This window comes from Acinetobacter sp. YH01021, from assembly GCF_013420255.1.
GTDB lineage: Bacteria > Pseudomonadota > Gammaproteobacteria > Pseudomonadales > Moraxellaceae > Acinetobacter.
In genome coordinates this window covers 1-22882 of record NZ_VOYO01000011.1, presented here as the reverse complement: position 1 = coordinate 22882, position 22882 = coordinate 1, and the positions used below count along the sequence as shown (strand labels likewise).

The window sequence follows — 22882 nt, the reverse complement described above, 5'->3', positions numbered from 1 at the left end:
TTTAAGATTGCTCGATATGTACATCTTCAAGCACCAGTGCCTGATGATCATTGGTGACCATCGGTAAATGCACGGTAAAGGTCGTACCCCGACCCTCTTTGGAATCTACAGCAATTTGACCATGGTTCAGGTCAATAAAGCGCTTGCAGAGCACTAGACCCAAACCTGCCCCTTTCTCTTCAGCTGTGCCTCTGACACTCACACCCAAAGTCGGTTTAAACAGATTCTGCATCTGCTCTTCAGTCATGCCCAAGCCAGTATCCTGAATCGTAATCTTGACCTGCTCGCCTTCCATTTCTGCAGCTAAAATCACTTTACCGCCTTGATTCACCGGGGTGAATTTAAGCGCATTCGACACCAGGTTCTGCAAGACAGAGGTAATCATGTTGATATCCGCATGTACCTTGATGTCTTCAGGAATATTGTCGACCAGTTCAATTTTTTTATTCAGAGCCAGACTTTTCAGCACACTGCACACAATATTACTGGATTGTTTCAATTCATAATTAATCGGATGATAAATAAAGCGTCCACCCTCTGCCATCGCCCAAGTCAGCAGGCTTTCCAGCAGGTTATAGGTCGATTGTGCATTATCATATAAATAATCCGCGATGCTCTGGATACTGGATTCGTCCAGAGTGTCACGCTCCTGCGCTAGCACTTCGGAAAAGCCCAGTAAACCATGAAATGGTGCACGCAAGTCATGCGCAATAATCTGGAAAAATTTGGTTTTACTGAAGTTGAGTGCGCATTGCTGTTCATATAATTCTTTCAGTTCAGTATGTTCTTGATTGAGCTGAATTCGAATCACTAAACTTTCAGCAAATTGTTTAATAGTGGCAATATCATCCTGATCAAACCCTTCAGTCTGATCATCAAAGAAAATGACCTGTCCAAAAGACACACCGCTACTTGATTTTAAATTAAAGGCGACTAATCTCTGATGCGCTACACCGAGATCTTTCACATAATTTGACAGTTCTGTATAAGCAGGATGCATCTGGTCAATGACATCTGACTGTTGCAGATACGCAGGCAGATTCACGTTCTGCGGGGCGTGCAAGGCCCGAAAACCGCGCGGACAGCTGTACCAGATATAGGGTTCCGTGTGGAAGCCGATAATACTGGTTTTAACGTTTAAAAGTTTACGGGCGATCTTACAAAAGGTGTCTAATAGGTTGTTGGAGGTATAGACACCTAAAATGAGAGATATACGGCACGAGCTTAATTGCTCCGTATTCTGACCGACCTCTAGCAGTTTTAGTTCCATGTTTGCCTCTCTGAATGTTTATGGAATATAGAAAACACTGCCGACCAAATTCATACAATCAATAACAAAGATTCTATATTTACTTAACGATGAAAACTCACCTCTAGGTTAAAGGATTTGTTAACCTGTTTCTATCCAGATACATTCTTAACCGCAAAGCACTGATATTTAATTGATTAAGAATAACTTGAAAATTTACTATTCGAAAAAAATCTACATAAGTATTTGAAATTAATATATCTCACCTAAAATAAGCATATTTATTTGTATTCACTGTAACACACTACTGACTAAAAAATACCCACCATTGCTTTTTACCCTATTTAGAGTAAAAGCTAATGATTTTTCAATTATATAGCTTGACCTTATGATTAAAAATAAATTTTATATCAGGCTTCATCTATTTAATAACACTCAGAATTATTTTTTAATTTTTTAAAAATATCTTAACAATTCCAGTCTACGAAATATCTAAATATCAGGATTCTGATTAAAAATAAGCCAAAAAAGCCACTGAGAATTGTAAAGATTTTACATTCATTAACAAATTAATTGCAGAAATTTTGTATTTTTTATCATCAATGTAGTTTTAGAAGCTGAAATAGTAATATTAAGATAGAACACTTATAGACTATGCATGTCCAAGTCAAACCAATCGGTTCAAAACAGCTATAAAAAAGCGGCCTAAAAAGACCGCCTTTTTACAGGGCTGCTTAATTGTCAGAAATCAAGGCCACTTGCTGTACATAGTTAAACAGCTTTAATTTAGAAGCGTTCACTTCTTCTTCAGGTGCTTGATTCTTTAAATCACGATGTACCCGAAGATAATGTTGACGTAAGGTATGACGCTCTGTCGCATTATAGGTTTTGGTAAATTCATTGATGGCTGGATCACCATCTTTAACAATTCGATCCACCCAACGCTGTAATTGAGCTGTCTTTTTAAGACCTTGTTTGGGTGTTAAATAAGACAAAATCACCGTTTCATTTTCATTACGTAATAATTTACCAATCCGTGAAAATTGACGACGACGTGCTTCATGTGAACTAATTGCCTGCACATCAAGCAAGGCGTCAATCAAACGCTCATCTACGGGTAGGTTTTTAATTTGTTTAGCGCTCAGCTCTGCAAGCTGCGCACCCAAAGCAGCCATACGCTGGACTGCTTTTTTCTGTTCGGTCTTACTTGCGCGTCCCTCTAAAGAATCAAAATCTTCTTCAGTTAAACTGTTCGGTCGACGTGCCACGATTAATCTGCCTCATAAAATTTTGCTGCAAATAGTGCCTGAATTTCAGATAAGGCTTTGTCCTCGTCTGCTCCTTCAATCACCAAGCGTAAAGTTGTTCCTTTGCCCGCACCGAGCATCAGCAAGGACATGATATTTTTTGCATCTACCAGTTTATCCGCTTTGCCAATCTGGATACTGGAACGAAATTTGGTGGTAACTTCTATCAGTTTACCAGATGCGCGTGCATGTAAACCCAGTTTATTAATTACGTCAACTGTCGTATCAATCATGACCAGTGCTTCATTTCTCGATGGAGGACTTGAATAGACCATTTTGCCTCAAGGGCTTTTTTTAGTCTATCCACAATATAAACAGAACGATGCTGACCACCGGTACAGCCAATCGACACGGTCATATAATGACGATGCCCTTCGGCAAAGGTCGGCAACCACTTGTCCAGAAAGTGATACAGATCATTGAACATATCCTCGACCTGATCGCTCTTTTGTAAAAACGCCTGCACCGGCTGATCTAGCCCTGAAAATTTGCGCAGTTCCAGTTCCCAATGCGGATTCGGCAAATGCCGGACATCAAAGACATAATCGGCATCCAGTGGAATGCCATGCTTATAACCAAAGGATTGCAGAATCAGGATCAGGTTATCGGCCTGTCCAAGCTTGGACAACAAGGTATGTTTCAGGTCATGCACACTTTTATCGGTGGTATCGATATGCACCGTGGAACGCAACTGAATCGGCATCAACAGGATTTTTTCTTCCTGTATACACTGATTCAGGCTTTTAAAGCGTGACGCTAAAGGATGCGGCCGACGTGAGGCACTAAAGCGGGCAATTAGCTCCTGATCCTGCGTGGTCAGATAGATAATATCGACCGAACCATGCTGTTGCAGTTGCTCAAATACATGATCAAATTCTTGTAAATCTGCCCGGGTACTGCGCACATCGACGCCCAGCGCCAACTGTTCCAGATTATTTTCACTGTCCAATTTTGCCACGATTTCGGGAAGCAATGCCAAAGGCAGATTATCAATACAGTAATAACCTAGATCTTCAAGCACCTGTAATGCAGATGATTTACCCGAACCAGATTGTCCCGTGACAATTAAAATGCGCTTCATGCATGCTACCCTTTCATCTTAGCCGGCAGTGTATTTAACCTGCAGGTTATCGATCAGACGTGTATTCCCCAGCTTTGCAGCTATAAATAACACAAGATCTTGATTAAACGTATGAATTTTTTGTAATTCTGGAGTGCGGGCTTCAACATAATCCACCACAAACCCGGCATCGGTTAAAGTCTGGCGAATCTCTGCCAATACCGTATCCAGTTCCATGCCTGCATGTAATTGCTGTTCAGCCTTTTGCAAACTTTGATAAATGACCGGTGCGATTGCACGATGCTCTTCGCTTAAATAACCATTGCGCGAACTTAAAGCCAGGCCATCTTCTGCACGGGCAATCGGCACACCAATTACTTCCAGTGGAATATTCAGATCTTGTACAAACTGACGAATGACCGCCAATTGCTGATAATCTTTCTGGCCAAAGAAGGCGTAATTCGGCTGTACGATGTTAAACAATTTAGCCACCACCACCGCCACACCATCAAAATGACCGGGACGCTGCAAACCGCATAAATCATTGGTAATGTCAGAAACACTGATATTGGTCAGACGCGGTTTTTTACCATACATTTGCTCAACCGTCGGCGCAAAAACGATGTCACAACCGACCTCTGCCAAAAGCTGCTGGTCCTGCTCAAGCGTGCGCGGATAGCTATCAAAATCTTCATTGGGTCCAAACTGGATCGGATTGACAAAGATACTGACCACCACTACATCACACAACTTACGCGCTTCACGCACCAGGTTTAAATGCCCCTGATGCAGATTGCCCATGGTCGGTACAAAACCGATAATCTTGCGACTGGTACGCGCCGGATTTAATGATGCCGCTAAGCCCTGAATGGTGGTTTCTGTTTTCATCTTACAATTCAACCTGAAAAGTTTGTTCTGGTGCCGGGAAAGATCCATCTAAAACTGCAGCATGGTAGGCTTTAAAAGCATCCAGAATGGCTGTCGCACCCGATTGTTCTTGCATAAAATTACGTACAAATTTTGCGGTATGTCCAAAAGTCAAACCGAGCATGTCCTGAACCACCAATACCTGACCATCTGTAGCTGCACCTGCACCAATGCCAATGACCGGAATCTGCGGAAACAGTTCGGTGATTTCCTGGCCAAGCTGTGCTGGTACGCATTCAAGTAGCAATAGTGCAGCACCCGCCTCGACCACTGCCTTACAGTCCGCAATGAGCTGATCGGCCGCTTCACGGGTACGGGCTTGCAGTTTATAACCGCCAAAGACATGTACCGACTGCGGAGTAAGACCCAAATGCACACACACCGGAATACCGTTACGGGTCAGCACTTGCACGGTTTCTGCCAACCATGCACCGCCTTCCATCTTGACCATTTGCGCGCCAGCCTGCATCACGGTTTTCGAACTTTGCAAGGCATCATTCAAGGTAGCATAGCTCATAAATGGCAAGTCAGTCATGATAAAGGCATGCTGGTTACCACGGCGTACCGCAGCCGTATGATAGGCCATATCTGCAACCGTGACCGGCAAAGTCGAATCACGCCCCTGAATTGACATTCCCAGAGAATCGCCAATTAAAATGCTGTCCACTTCGGCAATTTCCATGGCTTTGGCCATACTGGCATCATAGCAAGTCAGACATGAAAATTTGCGTCCATCTGCTTTAAAGCGTCTTAAATCACTCAGACTGACCATGAAAATGTTCCTCTATGCTTGAAAATTCTGACGAAGCTACCATCACTTAAAAATTAAATATTTGCCCAGTTGCTGTCGTCGAGTACCGTGAGGGTCGACTGTTTGACGATGTCCAGGTCTTTTAATCTGTGTCCATGAACCTGTATTTCAGGATCAATATCCAGAAGTGGAATCAGGACAAAATCACGCTCTAATACTCCAACATGCGGCACAGTTAAGCGTTCATTTTGAATCTGCTCATTGCCGTAGATTAGTAAGTCTAGATCCAGTGTACGTTCGCCCCAATGCCGCAAACGTACCCGACCTGCGTCCTGCTCAAAGGCTTGCAAACGATCCAGCAAGCTTAAAGCAGCCAGATCGGTATTTAACTGCACCACTGCATTCAGATAGTTCGGCTGATCCTGTGGCCCCATCGGTGGACTTTGATACAGATGCGAAGTTTTCACCTGCCCCAAGGTCGCCAGTTTCTGTACAGCTTCTGCCAGAATCTGGCGTGAATCGCCCAGGTTACTGCCCAGGCCAATATATGTCACGATCATTGTGTTGGTCCAAATACCACTTGGCTCAGATCACGTTTTACCCGCTGACGTTTCATAATCGGATGATCTGCGCCAATTTCACCGCTGGCACTGGCTGCCACATGCGACAGAGGTTTCGCCTTGTCTTCAAACTTGGCTTTACGCACCCGACGATTGCGTGGTTCAGGTTCATTCACTAACGGCTCAATCTCGGCAAGATCTTGCTGTTGGGTCAGTTTCTGGTCCAGATGTTCTTCTTGACTCGCCTTGCGACGGCTCTTGGCACGCTGACGGTTATACTGGCTAATGGCCCGTTCTTTCTCGTCACCGCTCATTTGCTGGTAAGCATCCCACCAGCTGCCCATGCCTTGGGCAGTTGCATCGCCTGATTTTTCACGCAGCAGCAAAAAGTCAAAGCCGGCACGGAAACGCGCATGACTGGACAAGGCCTCAATTTGCTGTGGTTTTGGATTCAGCAAACGGGTCTGCATTTCCCAAACTTCACGAATAAAAGTTTCCGCAAAGCGTGGAATAATAGTGCGGGTTGCCTGACGTTTTAACACATCCAGACCGGCTTGGGCGCGGGCTTCGGCCGCTACCACACCTTTATTCAGATAGAATTCACAACGCTCCAGGAATGGCTGCCACAACAATACCGCATAGAAAAATGCCGGATTGATGGTCTTGCCGATCGAAATACGCTGATCGGTATTTTTCGCAGCGCGTTCCATAAACGGCGTAATTTCAGGCTTGATATCTGCAAATAACTGCTGCCAGATCCCGAAATCGATTAGCATGGGCAAGACACGATTCAGGTGTCCCATGGTGAACAGCTTCTGTGATTCATCATAAAGTCGATGCGGAGAAACATCACGCAGCAACTGGGTCATTTCCGGCGTAAAGACATCCAGAATCGCTTCATCAATATTAAAGTTCAGCTTGGCGGCAAAACGCAACGTTCGCAGCATCCGCACTGGATCTTCTTCAAATCTTAAAGTCGGATCGCCGAGTAAGCGTAAGGTTTTGCTGTGAATATCATCCACTGCATTGCAGAAATCCAGCACAATACCTTTACGCGGCTGGTAGTACATTGCATTGATGGAGAAATCACGACGGGCAAAATCCTGCTCGATGCTGCCCCAGTTGTTATCACGCAAAATCATCCCCGCGGCCGAGGTCACTGCTTTTTTTGGTGGTGCACGAAAGGTTGCCACTTCAACCAGTTCCCGCCCTGAATAGACATGCGCCAGTTCGAAACGTCGTCCGATAATTCGACAACGTCGTCCAAAAACTTCCTTGACCTGAGCCGGGGTTGCATTGGTGACTGCATCGAAATCTTTAGGATTCAAACCTAACATCAGATCTCGAACACCACCACCCACGATATAAGCTTCATAGCCTGCCTTGTTTAAGGCATCAATCACATCGAGAATATAAGAAGGTAATTGAGCGGTTGATAAACCACATTTTGACGCGCGCAAAGTTTGCAAAAGACGCTGTCTCCTACGTCTGAACGTAAAATTCTAAGATGACGCTAATCATATCGCTTACACGACTAAAGGGCAATTTGATTATGTCAATCCTGCGAGTCAAATTAATCAGCTAGTCATGATCCATACTGTCGCCTTACAAGGCCAGTTTGGCCTTGTTTTTGGCAAATAATGCCGGCCCAATCCCTTTGACCAGCTGGATCTCTTCAATGCTTTTGAATTTTCCATTTTTTTGCCGATGTTCAATAATCGCTTCAGCCTTTTTTTGACCAATACCATTTAGCTGCTGTAATTGCTCTACAGTTGCATTATTTAAACTGATTTTATCAGCAGCAGAAGATGCCGATAATGCAGGCTTCGCCAGATAGTGATTGCTTTCTGATGAAGCCGTAGCGGCAGCTTTTTTCTTCAGGCGGGCGTCGTGTTGCTGTTGTTGGGTCTTCCATTCCATATAATCGGTCGCAGTCGCATGCGCTGTTCCGATAGAAATAAAGCCCAGCCAGCAACTCAGAAGAAGATTAATCCATGTTGGACCGATTCGATAAGGTGTTTTTTTCATGTGCTGCTCTTTGTTTTAATTCTAATTTAGCCTGTTCCCACAGCTGATCAAGTTCAGTTAGTGACAGCTTTTCCAAGTCTAATTGTTGTCGTTCTGCCTGATCTTCCATCAAGGCAAAGCGGGTCCGAAATTTATGGATCGTCCCCAATAATGCCATCTCGCTGGAGATGCCAAGTTTACGTCCAACATTCACCAGAGAAAATAAGCAGTCGCCAAATTCTTCCTGTATTTCATCGGAATTTTGTCCGGCTACCGCTTCTTTTAATTCAGCCAGTTCTTCTTCCAGCTTGGCATAAGCACCCGCCATGTCCGGAAAATCAAAACCAATTTTGGCGACATTTTTTTGAATTTCATCGGCCTGTACCAAAGCCGGTGCATGTTTAATCTGATCCAGGCGTGAACGCGGCTTACCCTGCTTTTCTTGCTGTTTGATTTCTTTCCATAACTCAGACACATCTTCTGGGCTGAGCTGCGCAAACTGTTCCGCCTGAAATACATGCGGATGACGGCGAACCAGTTTATCGGTAATGGCCTGCACCACATCCTGAAAATCGAAAGCCCCCTGCTCGCTGTACATTTGCGACTGGAACACTACCTGTAACAGCAAATCACCCAGCTCATCGCGGACATCGTCGACTTTTCCAGAGCGGACTGCCGCTTCGACTTCGTAAGCTTCCTCAATCGCATATTTGGTCAGAGATTCGGGGGTCTGTTGCTGATCCCATGGACATTTTTCACGTAATTCGCGCATGATCTTGATTAGTTGCTCCATGTTCAAAAACCTCTTTTTTACCAAATAGTCGCGTCAATCTGCCGGTTTCTTGTTATGCTCAAAAAAAAGACAATAAGGAGATCAGGCACATGCACAGTATATTGATTAGTGGTGCAGCACAAGGAATTGGTGCCGCGACGGCCGCCCTATTTTACCAGCACGGCTACAAGGTGGGCATTTATGATGTTCAGGTGGAGCAGGCAGAACAATTGGCCCAGCAACTGGGCGAACATGCCAAAGCCGGTTTTCTGGATGTGGCTGACTACGCTTCCTGGGAAACAGCTTTAGCCGAATTTTCAGCTTGGGCAGGTGAAATCAATATTCTGGTCAATAATGCCGGGATCCTATATTCAGGGCCTTTTGAAGATACTACTATTGATGCACATCACCGGACTCTGGATATTAATGTCAAAGGGGTCATGAACGGCTGTCATGCCGCTTTCCCTTATTTAAAAGAATCTTCATTTGCCCGCATCATTAATCTATCTTCCGCTTCGGCGATTTATGGCCAGGCCGATTTAAGCAGTTATTCCACCAGCAAGTTTGCAGTGCGTGGCCTGATTGAAAGTCTGGATATTGAGTGGCAACCCTATGGGATTCGAGTCTTGGATGTTATGCCGCTTTTCGTCAGTACCGCCATGGTCAAAGATATGCAGGCAGAAAGCATCAAAAAGATGGGCGTGCATTTAAAAGCAGAAGATGTTGCACAAGATATTCTTAAACTGGCAGAACTCAAAGATTCCATCTGGCAAGCCACCCATCATCCTGTCGGATTCAAAAGCCAGTTTTTATTTCATTTATCGCGGATGAGTCCACAATTTGTGAATCGGCTGAGTAATCTGATCATTTCTAGAAAATAAAAAATATTTGGGTTGATTCTGTTTTAGACAGTGTGATGAATCTGGATCACAGGAAATCTCAATCCCTTGCAGGAATCCTCACTTTGCCAGGCCACGGTGAGCATGCAGCCAGCAAGCGTATAATTTTGATAGGCATAGATGCCAATCTCTGGATGTTCGCAGCGCCCACCATTTTGCTCAGGATGGATATTGGTATTGAGCTCATTCAGGTTGATCCGGATTCCCAAGCCTGATGCCTTTAACACGGCCTCTTTAGTCGTCCAGACTTTAAACCAGTATTCGGGATCATAAGCCAGCGTTTTCCAATGTTTTAATTCTTCGGGATGAAAGGCATGTTGTGCCAAGGCTTCAAAACGAACCTTACGACTCAGTTCTTCAATATCAATTCCCAAGTTTTGGACATTCCTGCTCGTGGCCAGGGCGTAGAAATTTTGACTATGACTATGATTAAAACTGAAGTCCGGATAGTCATTTAAATAAGGCTTGCCGAAATTCGTCCGCACCACCTGTTGATCGCTAACTGGCAATTCAAAAGATTGGGATAAAAGCTGATTACGCAAACACGCCACTTCGCGTTTCCGTTCGGCAACCTGGGTTTTGCGGTCTGACAACGAATGACAAGTCAGATCAGAAAGTTGATGCAGATGAATTTGAATCAGCCGAGCCACGTGAATCCATTAAAAAGATATCAATTGATTTGAGTGTAAAAGAATTCACACTTTTATTGGGAGAGAAATTCATTATTTTCTCAAAACAAAAAGCCCGCTTTACGCAGGCTTTTTATCCGAAAAATTTAAACTATAGAATTAGCGTTTAAATTTCTTCTCGGCTTTCTTGAACTTCTGTACATAACGACGTTTACGCGCAGCTGCACGCTCATCCACTTGAGACTTACGGCCTTCAAACGGGTTTTCAGAAGTTTTAAACTCGATTTTAATCGGTGTACCTTCAAGCTTGTACACTTTACGGAACACGTTTTCCAAGTAACGACGATAATCCGCAGGAGTTTTATCCACCTTGTTACCATGAATCACGATCGTCGGCGGATTTTGTCCACCCATATGTGCGTAACGCATTTTAATACGACGACCCTGAACCATAGGTGGTTGGTGAGCCTCTGTCGCATCATTTAAAATCTGGGTGATTTTTGCCGGTGATACTTTCAAACGAGATGAATCATAAGCACGGTGAATCGATGGATAAAGATCGCCCACACCCGTTCCATGCAATGCAGAAATCAAATGTACTTTGGCCCATGGAATAAAATCGAAGCGACGCTCTACATCGAGCTTACATTGCTTACGATCATATTCAGTCATGTTATCCCATTTGTTGACTGCAATGACCATGGCACGACCCGCTTCAAGCGCATAGCCAATCAAATGCAAGTCCTGCTCAACAATACCATCACGCGCATCAACCACAACAACAATTACGTTGGCATCTTTCATCGCCTGTAAAGTTTTAACAATCGAGAATTTCTCAATCATTTCATCGACTTTACCTTTACGACGCACCCCGGCAGTATCAATCAGGGTGTATTGACGGCCATCACGCTCGAATGGAATATAAATCGAGTCACGTGTTGTACCCGGCTGGTCAAATGCCACCACACGCTCTTCACCGAGCAAGCGGTTCACCAGCGTGGATTTACCTACGTTCGGACGACCAATAATCGCTAAACGCAGACCCGTGTTTTTGTCATGCTCTTCCGGATTTTCATCTTCAGGTACATCAGCAAGTACATCTTCCAGCATCTGCTGAACACCACGACCATGGCTGGCTGCCACTTGTAGCGGCTCGCCCATACCCAGTTTGTAGAATTCAACCAAGGCAGCTTCAGCATGTACGCCGTCGACCTTGTTGGCCACCAGAAAGACTTTTTTGCCTAAAGTACGCAATTCACGGGCAATCTGTTCATCAGATGCCAGCAGTCCGGCACGCGCATCAACCACAAAAATGATGATATCGGCTTCATGAATGGCAGTCTTGGATTGCTCTGCCATATATGAATCAATACCACCTTCATTTTCGCCAATACCGCCGGTATCGACAACAATAAAGGATTTATTTTGATAGGTAGCATCGCCATATTTACGGTCGCGTGTCAGACCTGCAAAGTCTGCCACCAATGCGTCACGGCTCTTGGTAATCTGGTTGAACAGCGTCGATTTTCCGACGTTCGGACGACCAATGAGCGCAATTACGGGTTTCATAGAGTAACCTTTATTCAATATCAGGCGTCAAAGTGGCCTGAACATCAGAAAGCATAGGAAGATATAAGGGGGAAATACCCTAAATAAAAACACGGGGCATTGATTTTTCAATCACCCCGCGTTCACAAAAATACGGTTGTGGCTAGTTTAGCATAAGGCTCGTTAAAATTAACGGTTCTGCCAAATGCTTAATGCGCCCTTGCGTGTAGAAACATAAAGCTGGTTGTCGATGACGCGTAAGCTACGCACTTCCCCAGAAGTTTTCGAACGACCAGTAATCTGTCCAGTACGCGGATCAATCAGGTGCAAGACACCATCCAGATCACCGACTACAAGGTCAGTACCCAGCATCACCGGATTACTTAACTTGCGATTCAGCAACTGGTCATTTTCCCAAAGCGGTTGACCCGAAGTAATCTCAAAGGCTTTGATTTTGCCATCGGTTTGCGCCACAAATACACCATTGCCCACAACTTCTGGACGCTGGATACTGCTGGCATCTTCACTCCAGACCACCTGTTGTGAAGCTAAATCCAGCACAGTCACCTGACCTTGATAACTGGTGGTCACCACAAACTGGCCTGCAACGACCGGTTCCCCGTCAATATCAACCAGACGCTGGATATCAGAACGCCCATCCGACACTGCGACACGACGCTGTAATTTTGGCACACCGCTTAAGGCATCCAGTGCATAGATATAAGCATTGGAAGATGCAATCAGTACATTACGAGCATCTAATGCAACAGGTGCAGCCATGCCACGCAGGCTGAATTGTACATTAGGTAAGTTATAAGTCCAAACTTGCGCACCCGTCGCAATTTCATGCGCATATACTGTGCCGTCATTGCTAACACTAATGACACGCCCTGCATGAATCAGTGAAGGTGCCAGTAAAGCGCCAGTCAATTGCGCAGTCCATTTCTGATCGCCGGTTTGCTGATCCAGCGCAAACAGCTGACCTTTCTGGTTACCCACGACAACAAGACCTTCAGCAGCTTCAACACCAGAACTTAAATTGTCTTTGCTGACTTTTTTCTGCCACAGACGCTGTTTGCCTTTAAATGCAGACACTTCGCCTTTCGGATCAATTGCAAAGACCACACCATTATCTGCATCCAGACGTAAACGCAACGGATCAGCAGCATCTGTCGAAGCCACACTGGTGGAAAATACAGGGACCAGGGTTTTGGCTTGAGTCAGTTTTGGAAGTGGATTCGGTTTTACTTCTGGAACTTTATTGGTTTTACCCGCACAGCCAGCCAATGCAAGCGTTAAAACAGTCAAGGCACAGGTAATTTTGTATTTTCTATTCATTCAGCTTCTTCCGCTTGTGTTTCTATAATTGGGCGTTCGATTTCCGGATCATCGACCAATACGCCTACGCTTTCGAGCTTAATTTGTAAAATCTGACGTTCTTCTTTACGTTCAATCAAAGCATCCCATGCACTTTGATATACTTTTTTAGCATTTTCAATATCATTTTTGGCAACATAGATATCGCCACGTGCTTCATCGGCAGTTGCTTTAAATGCAGGCTCAGTGACTGCTTCTAAAGTTTTCAATGCAGCATCATATTTTTTCTGTGCCAGTTGTGCATAGGCCAGACGAAGTTTGACGACCTGAACCAGACCTTTATCGTCTACTTTCGAGTTTTCAACTTTCTGTAGCGCTTTCTCGGCCGCAGCATAATCTTCTTTGTCATAAGCCAGTTTAGCCATCACCAACTGGGTCTGAATCGCCTGAGCTGAATCAGGTGCTTCCTTGACAATCTTGTCCGCAGCTTCAGACAACTTGGCAAAACCATCACCTTTCGATGCCTGTGCATCATCCATCAACTGCTGAACCTTGGCAGTGTGCATTTGCGACTCTGCCAGGTTTTTCTTCTGCCAATATTCCCATCCAAAAAAGGCAATCAGCGCAATTAAAATCCCGGTAATCATCGAAGAACCATATTTCTTCGTAAAGGATTTTAAGCTTTCAAACTGTTCATCACCACTCATTGCGCTCATGAGATTACCCTTTTCCTAATGTTTTATCGATTATTTTGAAGAAATTTTAGTACTAAAAAATGCAACGAAGTCCGTAAATGGTACATTCGATTGCTCTGCGGTTGCCAGCTCTTTCACAGTAAACGCCTGAGCTTCCAGTTCACGTTCACCCAAAATCGCCGCATACAAAGCACCGGCTTGATCAGCCTTTTTCATTTGCGATTTCATTGAACCCTGTGAGCCTACTTTCAGACGAACCTGACTGCCTGCTGCTTCAAGCTGATCACGGATCTGCTCCGCAATGACCAAAGCTTTACCTTGAGAAGCCGGTTCAGCCACCAGGAAAACCTCACAATCACGTGTCGGGGTATTGTCTTCAACCTGTTCCAGCAGAAGCAATAAACGCTCGATCCCCATAGCAAAACCGACCGCAGGGACAGACTGATCTGCCTTTCCTTTAAGTTGACCCACTAGACCGTCATAACGGCCACCGGCACAAACTGTACCTTGTGAACCCAAATGGGTTGTGGTCCATTCAAAAACAGTTTTGTTGTAATAGTCCAGACCACGTACCAGTTTTTGATTGATCACAAAACTGATGCCTGCATCGGTCAAGTACTGTTGTAGCTGGGTAAAATGCGCCAGCGTTTCTTCACCCATAAAATCATGAAGTTTCGGTGCATTTTCCAAGATGCTTTGTGTTTTGGCATCTTTAGAATCTAGAATACGCAGTGGATTGGTGGTTAAACGACGTTGTGAATCTTCATCCATATCCGCTTTATGCGACTCCAGAAATTCAACCAGTGCCGCACGATATGCTGCACGCTCATCCGACTCACCGAGTGTATTTAACTCAAGCTGAACCTTGTCTGCCACACCCATACGTTTCCACAGACGCGCCGTCATCAGAATCAGTTCAGCATCCATATCTGGCGTTGCCACACCAAAGGTTTCCACACCAAACTGGTGAAACTGACGGTAACGACCTTTTTGCGGTTTTTCATAACGGAACATGGGTCCGATATACCAGACGCGAGGCGTCGCACCGCGCAGCAGGTTATGCTCTAGCATGGCACGTACACAACCTGCCGTCCCTTCAGGACGCAAAGTCAACGATTCAGGCGGATTACCCTTGTCGAGGAAGGTATACATTTCTTTTTCAACGATATCGGTTGCATCACCGATCGAACGTTTGAACAAGTTGGTCTGTTCTACGATAGGCAAACGGATTTGTTGATAGCCATAGGCATCCATCAAACCGGATAGATGCTGTTCAAGACGTCTCCAAGCTGGGGTTTGCGTTGGGAGAATGTCATTAAAACCTTTGATTGCGACGATTGAACTCATGATCTACTCAGGAAAACTTGTACGAATAATTTCTTTAGATTTAGCTTCTTCAAGCTCGGAAACACGTTGACGAACCATGGTTTCGATTTCATCAACCAATTGATTCGTGTCAATTAAATGGCTCTTTTCACCATTACGGTACACCAGTGAACGTGGTGCTGCACCTACGACACCAATATCGGCTTCTTTAGCTTCGCCCGGCCCATTGACCTTACAGCCAATGACAGAGACATCCATTGGGGTACGAATATCTTCTAAACGCTCTTCAAGTTGCTGCATCACCGAAATCACATTAAATTCCTGACGTGAACAGCTTGGGCAGGCAATGAAGTTAATCCCGTTGGAGCGCAGACCCAGCGATTTCAGAATATCAAAACCAATTTTAATTTCTTCTTCAGGCTCGGCAGCTAAGGAAATACGCATGGTATCCCCGATGCCTTCCATCAGCAGGCCACCCAAAGCGATCGCAGATTTAACCGAACCGGTACGGTAAATACCTGCTTCTGTGACACCCAGATGGAGTGGATTATCAATTTGCTGTGACAGCAAACGATACGCCTCCATGGTCAGGAACACATTCGAGGCTTTGACTGAAATTTTGAATTCCTGGAAATCCAGACGGTCTAGAATATCGATATGACGCATCGCAGATTCAAGCAGTGCCTGACCCGTCGGCTCGCCATATTTCTTTTGAATATCTTTTTCCAGTGAGCCGGCATTGACACCGATCCGCATGGAAATGTCGTTATGACGTGCCGCGGCCACCACTTCACGGATTTTCGCTTCCGAACCGATATTGCCCGGGTTAATCCGCAGGCAGTCTGCACCCAAATCCGCAACTGCCAAAGCAATTTTATAATCGAAGTGAATATCGGCGACCAAAGGTACATTGACCTGCTTGCGAATTTCACCAAATGCCGCCGCGGCTTCCATGGTAGGCACAGAAACCCGCATGATGTCTGCACCGGCATCTACACAGCGCTGAATCTGTGCAACCGTAGCTGCTACATCACAGGTTTCAGTATTAGTCATCGACTGGATACTGATTGGTGCATCACCACCCACATAAACTGAACCCACACGAATTTTACGTGTTGGACGACGTTTAATTGGATTTACGATCATCGTTCTGCTCTACTCTTGATCTGTTAAGGTGATAAACGGAATTCTGCTTTTCCGTTCACAGTGTAGGGTGACAATGAAATATTTTCATTATTTAAACTGAGTGATACAGCCGATGCATCATCCAGACGAATCTGGAATGGCGCTTCACCATTCAGTTGCAAGCTCGATGCCTGACGGCCAGTTGCCAGAACATTACCCGCCGAGTCGACAATATGCACCGAAGTCGGACGGTTAAAATCAAGCTTCAGCTGATCACCGGAAAGTGCGGCACCTGTATCCAGATTCAGAATCTCGACATTAGAAGCGCCTACTCCAGAGACTTCAGTGCTATTTTGGGAATTACTACTCGACCAGTTCTGAATCATGGCAAACAGTGCGCCCAAAATCAGCAAAAGTACCAGCGTAATAAAAATGCGCTTTAACCACTTACGATTACGGTCACGCTTGGAACCTGGTAATTTCCCCATAATTTTAATTGGAGAATTGTTCAGGGCATGATTCGGCAGCAACCCGGTATCATTGGTATAGATTTCATCAAAACGCTGAATAATACTAGACGCATCTACACCCAGAAATTTGGCATAAGTCCGGTAATAACCTTTGATAAAGGTCGCTTCTGGCAAAGATTTGTATTCATCCTGCTCAAGAGCAGTCAGGGTTTTGACCGGAATGTTCAGCTCTTTCGCTACATCTTCCAGATTGCGCTGCTGATTGATACGAATCTGGCGCAAGTACTCGCCCGGACGTTGAATATTTCCTAACGCATTTGGAGCTACGCTCGAATGATTCGATGGTGAATTAGGATTTACTTCCATACGGCCTCAGTACTGTACTGTAATTGCAAATAACGTTGGTATTCCTGGCTTTCAGGAAAGAGTGCACGTAACTGGTTGACCAATACCTGCATACCCAACTGATCACCCCCGGCACGCGCAGTGCGAATGCCGACCCAGAGCGCACGGGCACCCTGATTTTTCTGTCCCACACCACGCACAAACTGTTGATACATTTGTGTCGCCGCCGGGAACTGCTGGTTCAAATAAAATATTTCTGCCAACTCTAACATTGAAATATAAGAATCGCGATTGGCTTGCAGCGCCTGTTTGAATGATTTTTCAGCGTTTGCTGTATCACCCAGTTTCAGGTAAATCCGCCCCATATTTTCCAGTGCGCGGAATCGCTGATCATAACCCAACGTGGCACCAGCAATTTGAAACTGCTCGATTGCATCATTATAGCGTTCAAGCTGATATAAATAAGTGCCGTAATTATTTCGCGCCTGCGCATTTTTCGGATCTGCCGAAATCGCACGCTTGAAATAATGATCTGCTTTTTCGAGATTAAGCTTACTACCTTCCTGTTGCAGTAGCACGCCCATCATCATATTCGCTTGAGAATCACGCGGACTGCTTTCAAGTGCCTGATCCAGCGCACGTTTGGCTGCATCCAGGTCACCTGTTCTCAGATATTCTACCGCCAATTGGGTACGGACTTTGGTGGCCTTTTCAGGGTCTTTCTGACCCAGATCTGGCGTCTGACACGCGACTAAAACCAAAGACACACATACTGTTGAAATCAAAGCAAACTTTGATGTTAGATTTCTCAACTGGCGACCTCTTATTATCCTTGTGAGCGCATGATCTCATTCGATTGCGCAATTTTCTTTTTCCACTGTTCCGCACGACGGGTACGGTCAGCAACTTGTCCGACTAACTGTCCGCACGCGGCATCAATGTCATCACCGCGTGTCTGACGAATCGTACACACAAAACCGGCATCAGACAAAGTTTTTTGGAAAGAAATAATCCGGTTGCGGCTTGAGCGGCCATATGGCGCATGCGGGAACGGATTAAAAGGAATCAAATTAATCTTGCTTGGCAAATTCTTCAACAGCTTAATCATTTGCTGAGCATGTTCAGGATGGTCATTCACGCCATCTAACATCACATATTCAATCGTCACATGTTTACGTGAACTTTCGTTACCATCTTTAGCAATATAGCGCTGACATGCAGCAATCAGCTGCTCAAGCGGATATTTTTTATTGATCGGCACCAGCTCGTTACGCAGTTCATCATTTGGCGCATGCAATGAAATAGCCAGCGCCACGTCAATATCTTTGACCATCTGATCGATTTTCGGCACAACACCAGAAGTCGATAAAGTCACACGACGTTTTGACATGCCGTATGCAAAGTCATCCAGCATAATACGCATTGAATTCAATGCTGCATCGTAGTTGAGCAATGGCTCGCCCATGCCCATCATCACCACGTTCGTGACTGAACGTTCACGCTCAAGTACAGGCACATCTTCCATATAGGAATAGTTCGCCATCCAGAGCTGACCGATAATTTCGGCTTGGGTCAAATCACGCTGGAAACCCTGTTTACCGGTTGAGCAGAATGAACAGTCCAGTGCACAGCCTACTTGTGAAGAAATACACAAAGTGCGACGTAAACCACTGCGATGTTCAGCAGGAATCAATACGGTTTCGACGAGGGAACCGTCACCGTCGCCAACACGGAATACCCATTTACGGGTTCCATCTTTGGAATAGTTTTTATGCACCACTTCAGGCGCTTTAATTTCACAAATCTTTTCTAATTTTTCACGCAGTTTTCCTGAAATATTGGTCATTTCAGCAAAATCAGTCACAAAAAATTGGTGAATCCATTTCATCACCTGCCCGGCACGAAACTTCTTCTCACCCATGTCCTCAAAGAATTTTTCCATTTGCGGACGTGACATGCCAAGTAAATTCACTTTCTCGACAGTATTTGCCTGTGCTGGAGCGGATGGAGTGTGTTGCTGTGGCTCAGAAACTGCTGATACAGCGACTGCTTCAGTACTCATGTGTATTACCTAAACCATGTCTAAAGATGAAAGGAGAAGCTCAATATGTGAGCAAAGAATTATTCAGAGAATAAAAAAACCAGATAAGTATAATAACACTTATCTGGCTTGAATACTGCGAATTAACGAGTACGTGGAGCAATCTCAGTTTGAGCGAAGAAGTAGTTAACTTCACGATCAGCAGATGCTACAGAGTCAGAACCGTGAGCAGCGTTTTCATCGATGCTTACAGCGAAATCTGCACGGATAGTACCAGGAGCAGCTTCTTTAGGATTCGTCGCACCAAGGATGTCACGGTGAGCAAGAACAGCGTTTTCGCCTTCAAGAACTGAAACAACCACTGGACCAGAAGTCATGAATGCAACCAGGTCAGCAAAGAAACCACGTTCTTTGTGCTCAGCATAGAAGCCTTCAGCTTCAGCTTGAGTCAAATGTTTCATTTTAGTTGCAACAATTTGAAGACCAGCTTTCTCGAAACGAGCAAAGATGTCGCCGATGTGGTTTTTAGCAACTGCGTCTGGTTTAACGATAGATAAAGTACGTTCGATAGCCATGATAGGCTCCTTAAGTCAATTGTTGACATGAAAATTTGGCGCATTATACCGAGATAATGCGCATTTTTCTGCTTTTCATCTGTAAAAAAATGCTTTTTTAAGATGAGGGCTTAGCGTGCCTCGTCAATCCATGCCATTTGAATGGCTTCAAGCAAACCTTCAGTCGACTTGGTTGGATCATCTTCAAACTCAGGCAAAGCACACACCCAGGCATGTAAATCAGTAAAACGAATCCACTGCGGGTCCACATCTGGATGCGCTTCATAGAGTTCAATCGCGATATCGAGCGTGTCAGTCCAACGTAAACCCATCTCTATTTCTCACCATAATTGCTTTGATGCTGTACTTTAACAAATCTGTGAAAATCTGCGAGCCTTTGCTCCGGCTTTCACTTATTTTTACAGCACAATATTCAGATAAGGCGCGGTCAGGACAATGGCAATTGCCATCATGCCACCCAGAATTGCGCCAACTGCCACATCACTTGGATAATGCAATCCCAGCACCATTCGGGACACTGCGACCAGAACCGTAAAAGGCAACATCAGCATCAGTAATAAAGGTGCGACATAACCTAAAACGGTGGTTGCCATCACGGCATGCAAGGTATGCCCGGAAGGAAAACTGAAATGATCCAGTGGATGCTCACCCAAACGGATCACTTGATGTACCTGATAAGGACGTGGCCTTACGGTTTTGATTTTAAGTACCTTGTAAATCATGGTACCAATGGTGCTTCCTAGAATCAGATAAACAATCTGCACGGTATAGATCAAGCCTTGCATGATCCAAACCAGTATCAGCATAAAATACCAAAATGCACCATTTCCTAAGCGGCTAATCATTTTAAAAAAAGTGGCAATACGGACTGAATGAGAAAAATGATTCAGATAAACACAGCCTTTCAAATCGATTTCTAAAAATTTAATCTTTACATTCTGGAGTTTCACACTGGTGCTCCTTTCTTGTTTTATATCCTGTATTCCTGTTGCTGTACCAGTGAATACAGTGCCTGTTCAAATTGCCGGACTGGATATTGCCAGCCTACTTTTTCGGCTTTTTTACGTGCTTGCGCGCCCATCTGCTGTAATCTTTGCAGATCAGGCAGTCCGAGCATCTGCTGAATCAAACCCCGCTGATGTCCAAGTCTGCTCAACCATCCCGTTTCACCATGCTGCACATGCAAGTTTGCACAAGCATAATCATAAGCAATCACTGGCAAGCCACTGGCCATCGCTTCCAATACCACATTTCCAAAGGTTTCAACCTGACTGGCAAAACAGAAGACATCTGCACTGGCATACGCCGCTGACAGTTTTTCTCCTGTCAAGCTACCGGTAAAAACAATACTGCCATCCTGATTCAGTTGTTGCAGTCGAGTGCGATCCGGCCCATCTCCAACCACCACCAAACGTATATCTTGCTGACGAACTTGGCGCAGCACAAAATAGGTTTTGATCAGCACGTCAATTTCCTTTTCAGGGGAAAGCCGTCCGACATACAACATCACCCGGGTCTCGTTTGAAACTCCCCAAGCATAGCGCAAATCTGGTGATCGCCACTTTGGTGAAAATGTATCTGGATCGACGCCTCTGCCCACAACTGCCAAGGGACAAGTCACACCAAACTGATTTAAGGCTTGAGCCGTGCCTCGACTCGGAACACAGGTCAAATCAGTATTATTATGAAACCACTTTAAATAGCCTTGAATTGGCTTCAGTAAAAAAGCCAAATCAAAAAATCGACTAAATTCCTGAAATGACGAGTGAAAACCGCTAGAAACCGGAATTTTATGGAATTTTGCAAGCTGTTGAGCTACCAGACCCAAAGGACCTTCGGTCACGACATGGATAATATCGGGTGTAAAAGTTTCAACAGCTTGATGGATTTTTAAAAATTGCGGCCTACCAAACTGCAAATTACTATATTTAGGAATGCAATGCGCTTTAACTAGACATTCGCTATGCGGCTTAAAATCGTTATAGGCTTGTCGTTGTTCCGGACGAATTAATAAAATCTTATGCCCCTGTTTTTGTAATCCTTTACACAGTTGCAATAAAGCATGGGCAACCCCATTGATTTCAGGAGACCAGGTTTCAGTCACAATGGCTATTTTGAGACGAGGACGAGTCAACTCTTCCAAAGGCAGGGTCATTTTTGTTTTTTGCTGTCGCAACTGTTTTAAGTCAAAGCTAATATTTTGAAGTGCAGACATTTTTTTCGATAACGCTGAGGTGCAGGGCTGTTCCATATCACACCTATGTGATTATATTTTAAGCTAAAGTCTAATGCTTATTTATTGCATTTTAATGATATTACCCCCTTCTCTCATTTTATTCGGAAGTTGATGTACTTATAGAGATATCTAATTAACTTGACTAACAATTAAGAGTAAATTAACTCACAGAGATGGATCCGTAAATTTGAACAACTCCTATAAGTGATATTCTGCTCCTCAAATGATGTTATAAACATCAATATATGGAGTATTTTATGGCACGTAGACCAAGAAGAAATCATTCAAATGATTTTAAAGCTAAGGTAGCACTTGCTGCGATTAAAGCAGAAAAAACACTTGCTGAATTGAGTGCTGAGTTTGATGTTCATCAAAACCAAATTATTGACTGGAAAAATCAATTGATCTCAGCTTCCTCGCAAGCTTTCGATCAATCAAAAGCTCCAACAGAACCACCCATCGATCTAAAAAAACTACATGCAAAAATCGGTGAGCAGGCATTAGAAATTGATTTTTTAGAAGGTGTGTTGAAGAAACTGGGCCGCTTCAACCACAAAAGTTAATCGACGACTCACTTCAGATTTCAGTATCTAAGCAAGCTAAGCTGCTGAAAGTCTCCCGTGGTTGTTATTACTATCGCCCAAAACCTGTGAGTGCATCAGATCTGAAGCTGATGCGATGTATTGATGAATTACATATGCAATATCCTTTTGCAGGCAGTCGTATGATGCGTGATTTGTTGAATCGTCAAGGACATCATATAGGACGACGTCATACACGTACTTTAATGAAGAAAATGGGTATTCAGGCGTTATATTGCAAACCAAATTTAAGCCAGGCTAATCAAGCTCACCGTAAATATCCATATCTGCTCAAAGGGTTGGCTATTCAGCGCAGTAATCAAGTGTGGTCTACGGATATAACGTATATCCCTATGGCAAAAGGCTTTGTTTATTTATGTGCTGTGATTGATTGGCATAGCCGCAAGGTACTTGCGCATAGGGTATCGATTAGTATGGAGGTGGATTTTTGTATTTCGGCTT

General features: G+C 44.5%; 24 protein-coding genes and 1 pseudogene. 2 read left to right on the top strand and 23 right to left on the bottom strand.

The features are described from left to right. Position 1: 1 nt before the first annotated feature. The 10 genes from FTT86_RS09385 to mazG all read right to left on the bottom strand — a co-directional run bounded on the left by FTT86_RS09385 (position 2) and on the right by mazG (position 8654). On the bottom strand, positions 2-1270 hold the full coding sequence (locus FTT86_RS09385) for a sensor histidine kinase KdpD (protein ID WP_180181075.1): 1269 nt from the start codon (positions 1268-1270) through the stop codon (positions 2-4). A gap of 713 nt (positions 1271-1983) precedes the next feature. Then, complete coding sequence (gene yjgA / locus FTT86_RS09380) at positions 1984-2517, bottom strand: ribosome biogenesis factor YjgA (protein ID WP_004278333.1); 534 nt, start codon at positions 2515-2517, stop codon at positions 1984-1986. A 2-nt stretch (positions 2518-2519) separates the two neighbouring features. Continuing rightward, a complete protein-coding gene (locus FTT86_RS09375; RefSeq protein ID WP_034438008.1) occupies positions 2520-2789 on the bottom strand; it encodes an HPr family phosphocarrier protein in 270 nt (89 codons plus the stop codon). Next, positions 2786-3637, bottom strand: a complete 852-nt coding sequence (rapZ, locus tag FTT86_RS09370; RefSeq protein ID WP_004278335.1) for an RNase adapter RapZ — start codon at positions 3635-3637, stop codon at positions 2786-2788. The genes FTT86_RS09375 and rapZ overlap by 4 nt, the downstream gene beginning before the upstream one ends. An 18-nt stretch (positions 3638-3655) precedes the next feature. Further along, the gene (gene panC / locus FTT86_RS09365) at positions 3656-4504 is read right to left on the bottom strand and encodes a pantoate--beta-alanine ligase (protein WP_180181074.1); all 849 of its coding nucleotides are present in this window, start codon (positions 4502-4504) and stop codon (positions 3656-3658) included. A gap of 1 nt (position 4505) precedes the next feature. Further along, positions 4506-5315, bottom strand: coding sequence for a 3-methyl-2-oxobutanoate hydroxymethyltransferase (panB, locus tag FTT86_RS09360; RefSeq protein WP_004278337.1), 810 nt, complete (start codon positions 5313-5315; stop codon positions 4506-4508). Between the two features lie 53 nt (positions 5316-5368). Next, positions 5369-5854, bottom strand: a complete 486-nt coding sequence (gene folK, locus FTT86_RS09355; protein WP_180181073.1) for a 2-amino-4-hydroxy-6-hydroxymethyldihydropteridine diphosphokinase — start codon at positions 5852-5854, stop codon at positions 5369-5371. Beyond that, positions 5851-7323 (bottom strand): polynucleotide adenylyltransferase PcnB, encoded by a 1473-nt coding sequence (pcnB, locus tag FTT86_RS09350; protein ID WP_180181072.1) that lies wholly within the window; start codon positions 7321-7323, stop codon positions 5851-5853. Before pcnB ends, folK begins: the two co-directional genes overlap by 4 nt. 136 nt (positions 7324-7459) lie before the next feature. Continuing rightward, positions 7460-7882 carry a ComEA family DNA-binding protein gene (locus tag FTT86_RS09345; protein WP_005245996.1) on the bottom strand — a complete coding sequence of 141 codons (423 nt, stop codon included), beginning with the start codon at positions 7880-7882 and terminating at the stop codon, positions 7460-7462. Continuing rightward, entirely contained in the window at positions 7842-8654 is an 813-nt protein-coding gene (mazG, locus tag FTT86_RS09340; RefSeq protein ID WP_180181071.1) for a nucleoside triphosphate pyrophosphohydrolase, read from the bottom strand. Before mazG ends, FTT86_RS09345 begins: the two co-directional genes overlap by 41 nt. A gap of 89 nt (positions 8655-8743) precedes the next feature. Between mazG and FTT86_RS09335 the strand changes: the two genes are divergently transcribed. Further along, positions 8744-9514 (top strand): SDR family oxidoreductase, encoded by a 771-nt coding sequence (locus FTT86_RS09335; RefSeq protein WP_180181070.1) that lies wholly within the window; start codon positions 8744-8746, stop codon positions 9512-9514. Between the two features lie 23 nt (positions 9515-9537). Here the strand turns inward: FTT86_RS09335 and FTT86_RS09330 are convergent, their stop codons facing one another. From FTT86_RS09330 to FTT86_RS09270, 13 genes are all read right to left on the bottom strand, one after another. Next, positions 9538-10182 carry a 4'-phosphopantetheinyl transferase superfamily protein gene (locus tag FTT86_RS09330; protein ID WP_180087086.1) on the bottom strand — a complete coding sequence of 215 codons (645 nt, stop codon included), beginning with the start codon at positions 10180-10182 and terminating at the stop codon, positions 9538-9540. A gap of 138 nt (positions 10183-10320) precedes the next feature. Next, positions 10321-11730 (bottom strand): ribosome biogenesis GTPase Der, encoded by a 1410-nt coding sequence (gene der, locus FTT86_RS09325; protein WP_005103252.1) that lies wholly within the window; start codon positions 11728-11730, stop codon positions 10321-10323. Between the two features lie 168 nt (positions 11731-11898). Then, a complete protein-coding gene (gene bamB / locus FTT86_RS09320; RefSeq protein ID WP_085064516.1) occupies positions 11899-13047 on the bottom strand; it encodes an outer membrane protein assembly factor BamB in 1149 nt (382 codons plus the stop codon). Then, a complete protein-coding gene (locus FTT86_RS09315; RefSeq protein WP_004278352.1) occupies positions 13044-13742 on the bottom strand; it encodes a tetratricopeptide repeat protein in 699 nt (232 codons plus the stop codon). The genes bamB and FTT86_RS09315 overlap by 4 nt, the downstream gene beginning before the upstream one ends. Before the next feature lie 30 nt (positions 13743-13772). Further along, a complete protein-coding gene (hisS, locus tag FTT86_RS09310; protein WP_085064517.1) occupies positions 13773-15068 on the bottom strand; it encodes a histidine--tRNA ligase in 1296 nt (431 codons plus the stop codon). Positions 15069-15071: 3 nt separating this feature from the next. Further along, a complete protein-coding gene (gene ispG / locus FTT86_RS09305; protein ID WP_085064518.1) occupies positions 15072-16193 on the bottom strand; it encodes a flavodoxin-dependent (E)-4-hydroxy-3-methylbut-2-enyl-diphosphate synthase in 1122 nt (373 codons plus the stop codon). Between the two features lie 23 nt (positions 16194-16216). After that, a complete protein-coding gene (locus FTT86_RS09300) occupies positions 16217-17008 on the bottom strand; it encodes a DUF4115 domain-containing protein (RefSeq protein ID WP_004278356.1) in 792 nt (263 codons plus the stop codon). Continuing rightward, positions 16999-17799, bottom strand: coding sequence for a type IV pilus biogenesis/stability protein PilW (gene pilW, locus FTT86_RS09295; protein ID WP_005103248.1), 801 nt, complete (start codon positions 17797-17799; stop codon positions 16999-17001). Before pilW ends, FTT86_RS09300 begins: the two co-directional genes overlap by 10 nt. A gap of 14 nt (positions 17800-17813) precedes the next feature. After that, positions 17814-19049, bottom strand: coding sequence for a 23S rRNA (adenine(2503)-C(2))-methyltransferase RlmN (rlmN, locus tag FTT86_RS09290; RefSeq protein WP_180181069.1), 1236 nt, complete (start codon positions 19047-19049; stop codon positions 17814-17816). 122 nt (positions 19050-19171) lie between these two features. After that, positions 19172-19603 (bottom strand): nucleoside-diphosphate kinase, encoded by a 432-nt coding sequence (gene ndk / locus FTT86_RS09285; RefSeq protein WP_004647460.1) that lies wholly within the window; start codon positions 19601-19603, stop codon positions 19172-19174. Between the two features lie 110 nt (positions 19604-19713). Then, on the bottom strand, positions 19714-19914 hold the full coding sequence (iscX, locus tag FTT86_RS09280) for a Fe-S cluster assembly protein IscX (protein WP_004278360.1): 201 nt from the start codon (positions 19912-19914) through the stop codon (positions 19714-19716). A gap of 87 nt (positions 19915-20001) precedes the next feature. Then, positions 20002-20553 carry a phosphatase PAP2 family protein gene (locus FTT86_RS09275; RefSeq protein WP_004278361.1) on the bottom strand — a complete coding sequence of 184 codons (552 nt, stop codon included), beginning with the start codon at positions 20551-20553 and terminating at the stop codon, positions 20002-20004. 20 nt (positions 20554-20573) lie between these two features. Beyond that, a complete protein-coding gene (locus FTT86_RS09270; RefSeq protein ID WP_114541315.1) occupies positions 20574-21854 on the bottom strand; it encodes a glycosyltransferase family 1 protein in 1281 nt (426 codons plus the stop codon). 230 nt (positions 21855-22084) lie between these two features. On the opposite strand from FTT86_RS09270, the pseudogene FTT86_RS09265 reads away from it, so the two are divergent. Further along, positions 22085-22882, top strand: a pseudogene (locus FTT86_RS09265) (IS3-like element ISAba14 family transposase); the annotation flags it as partial.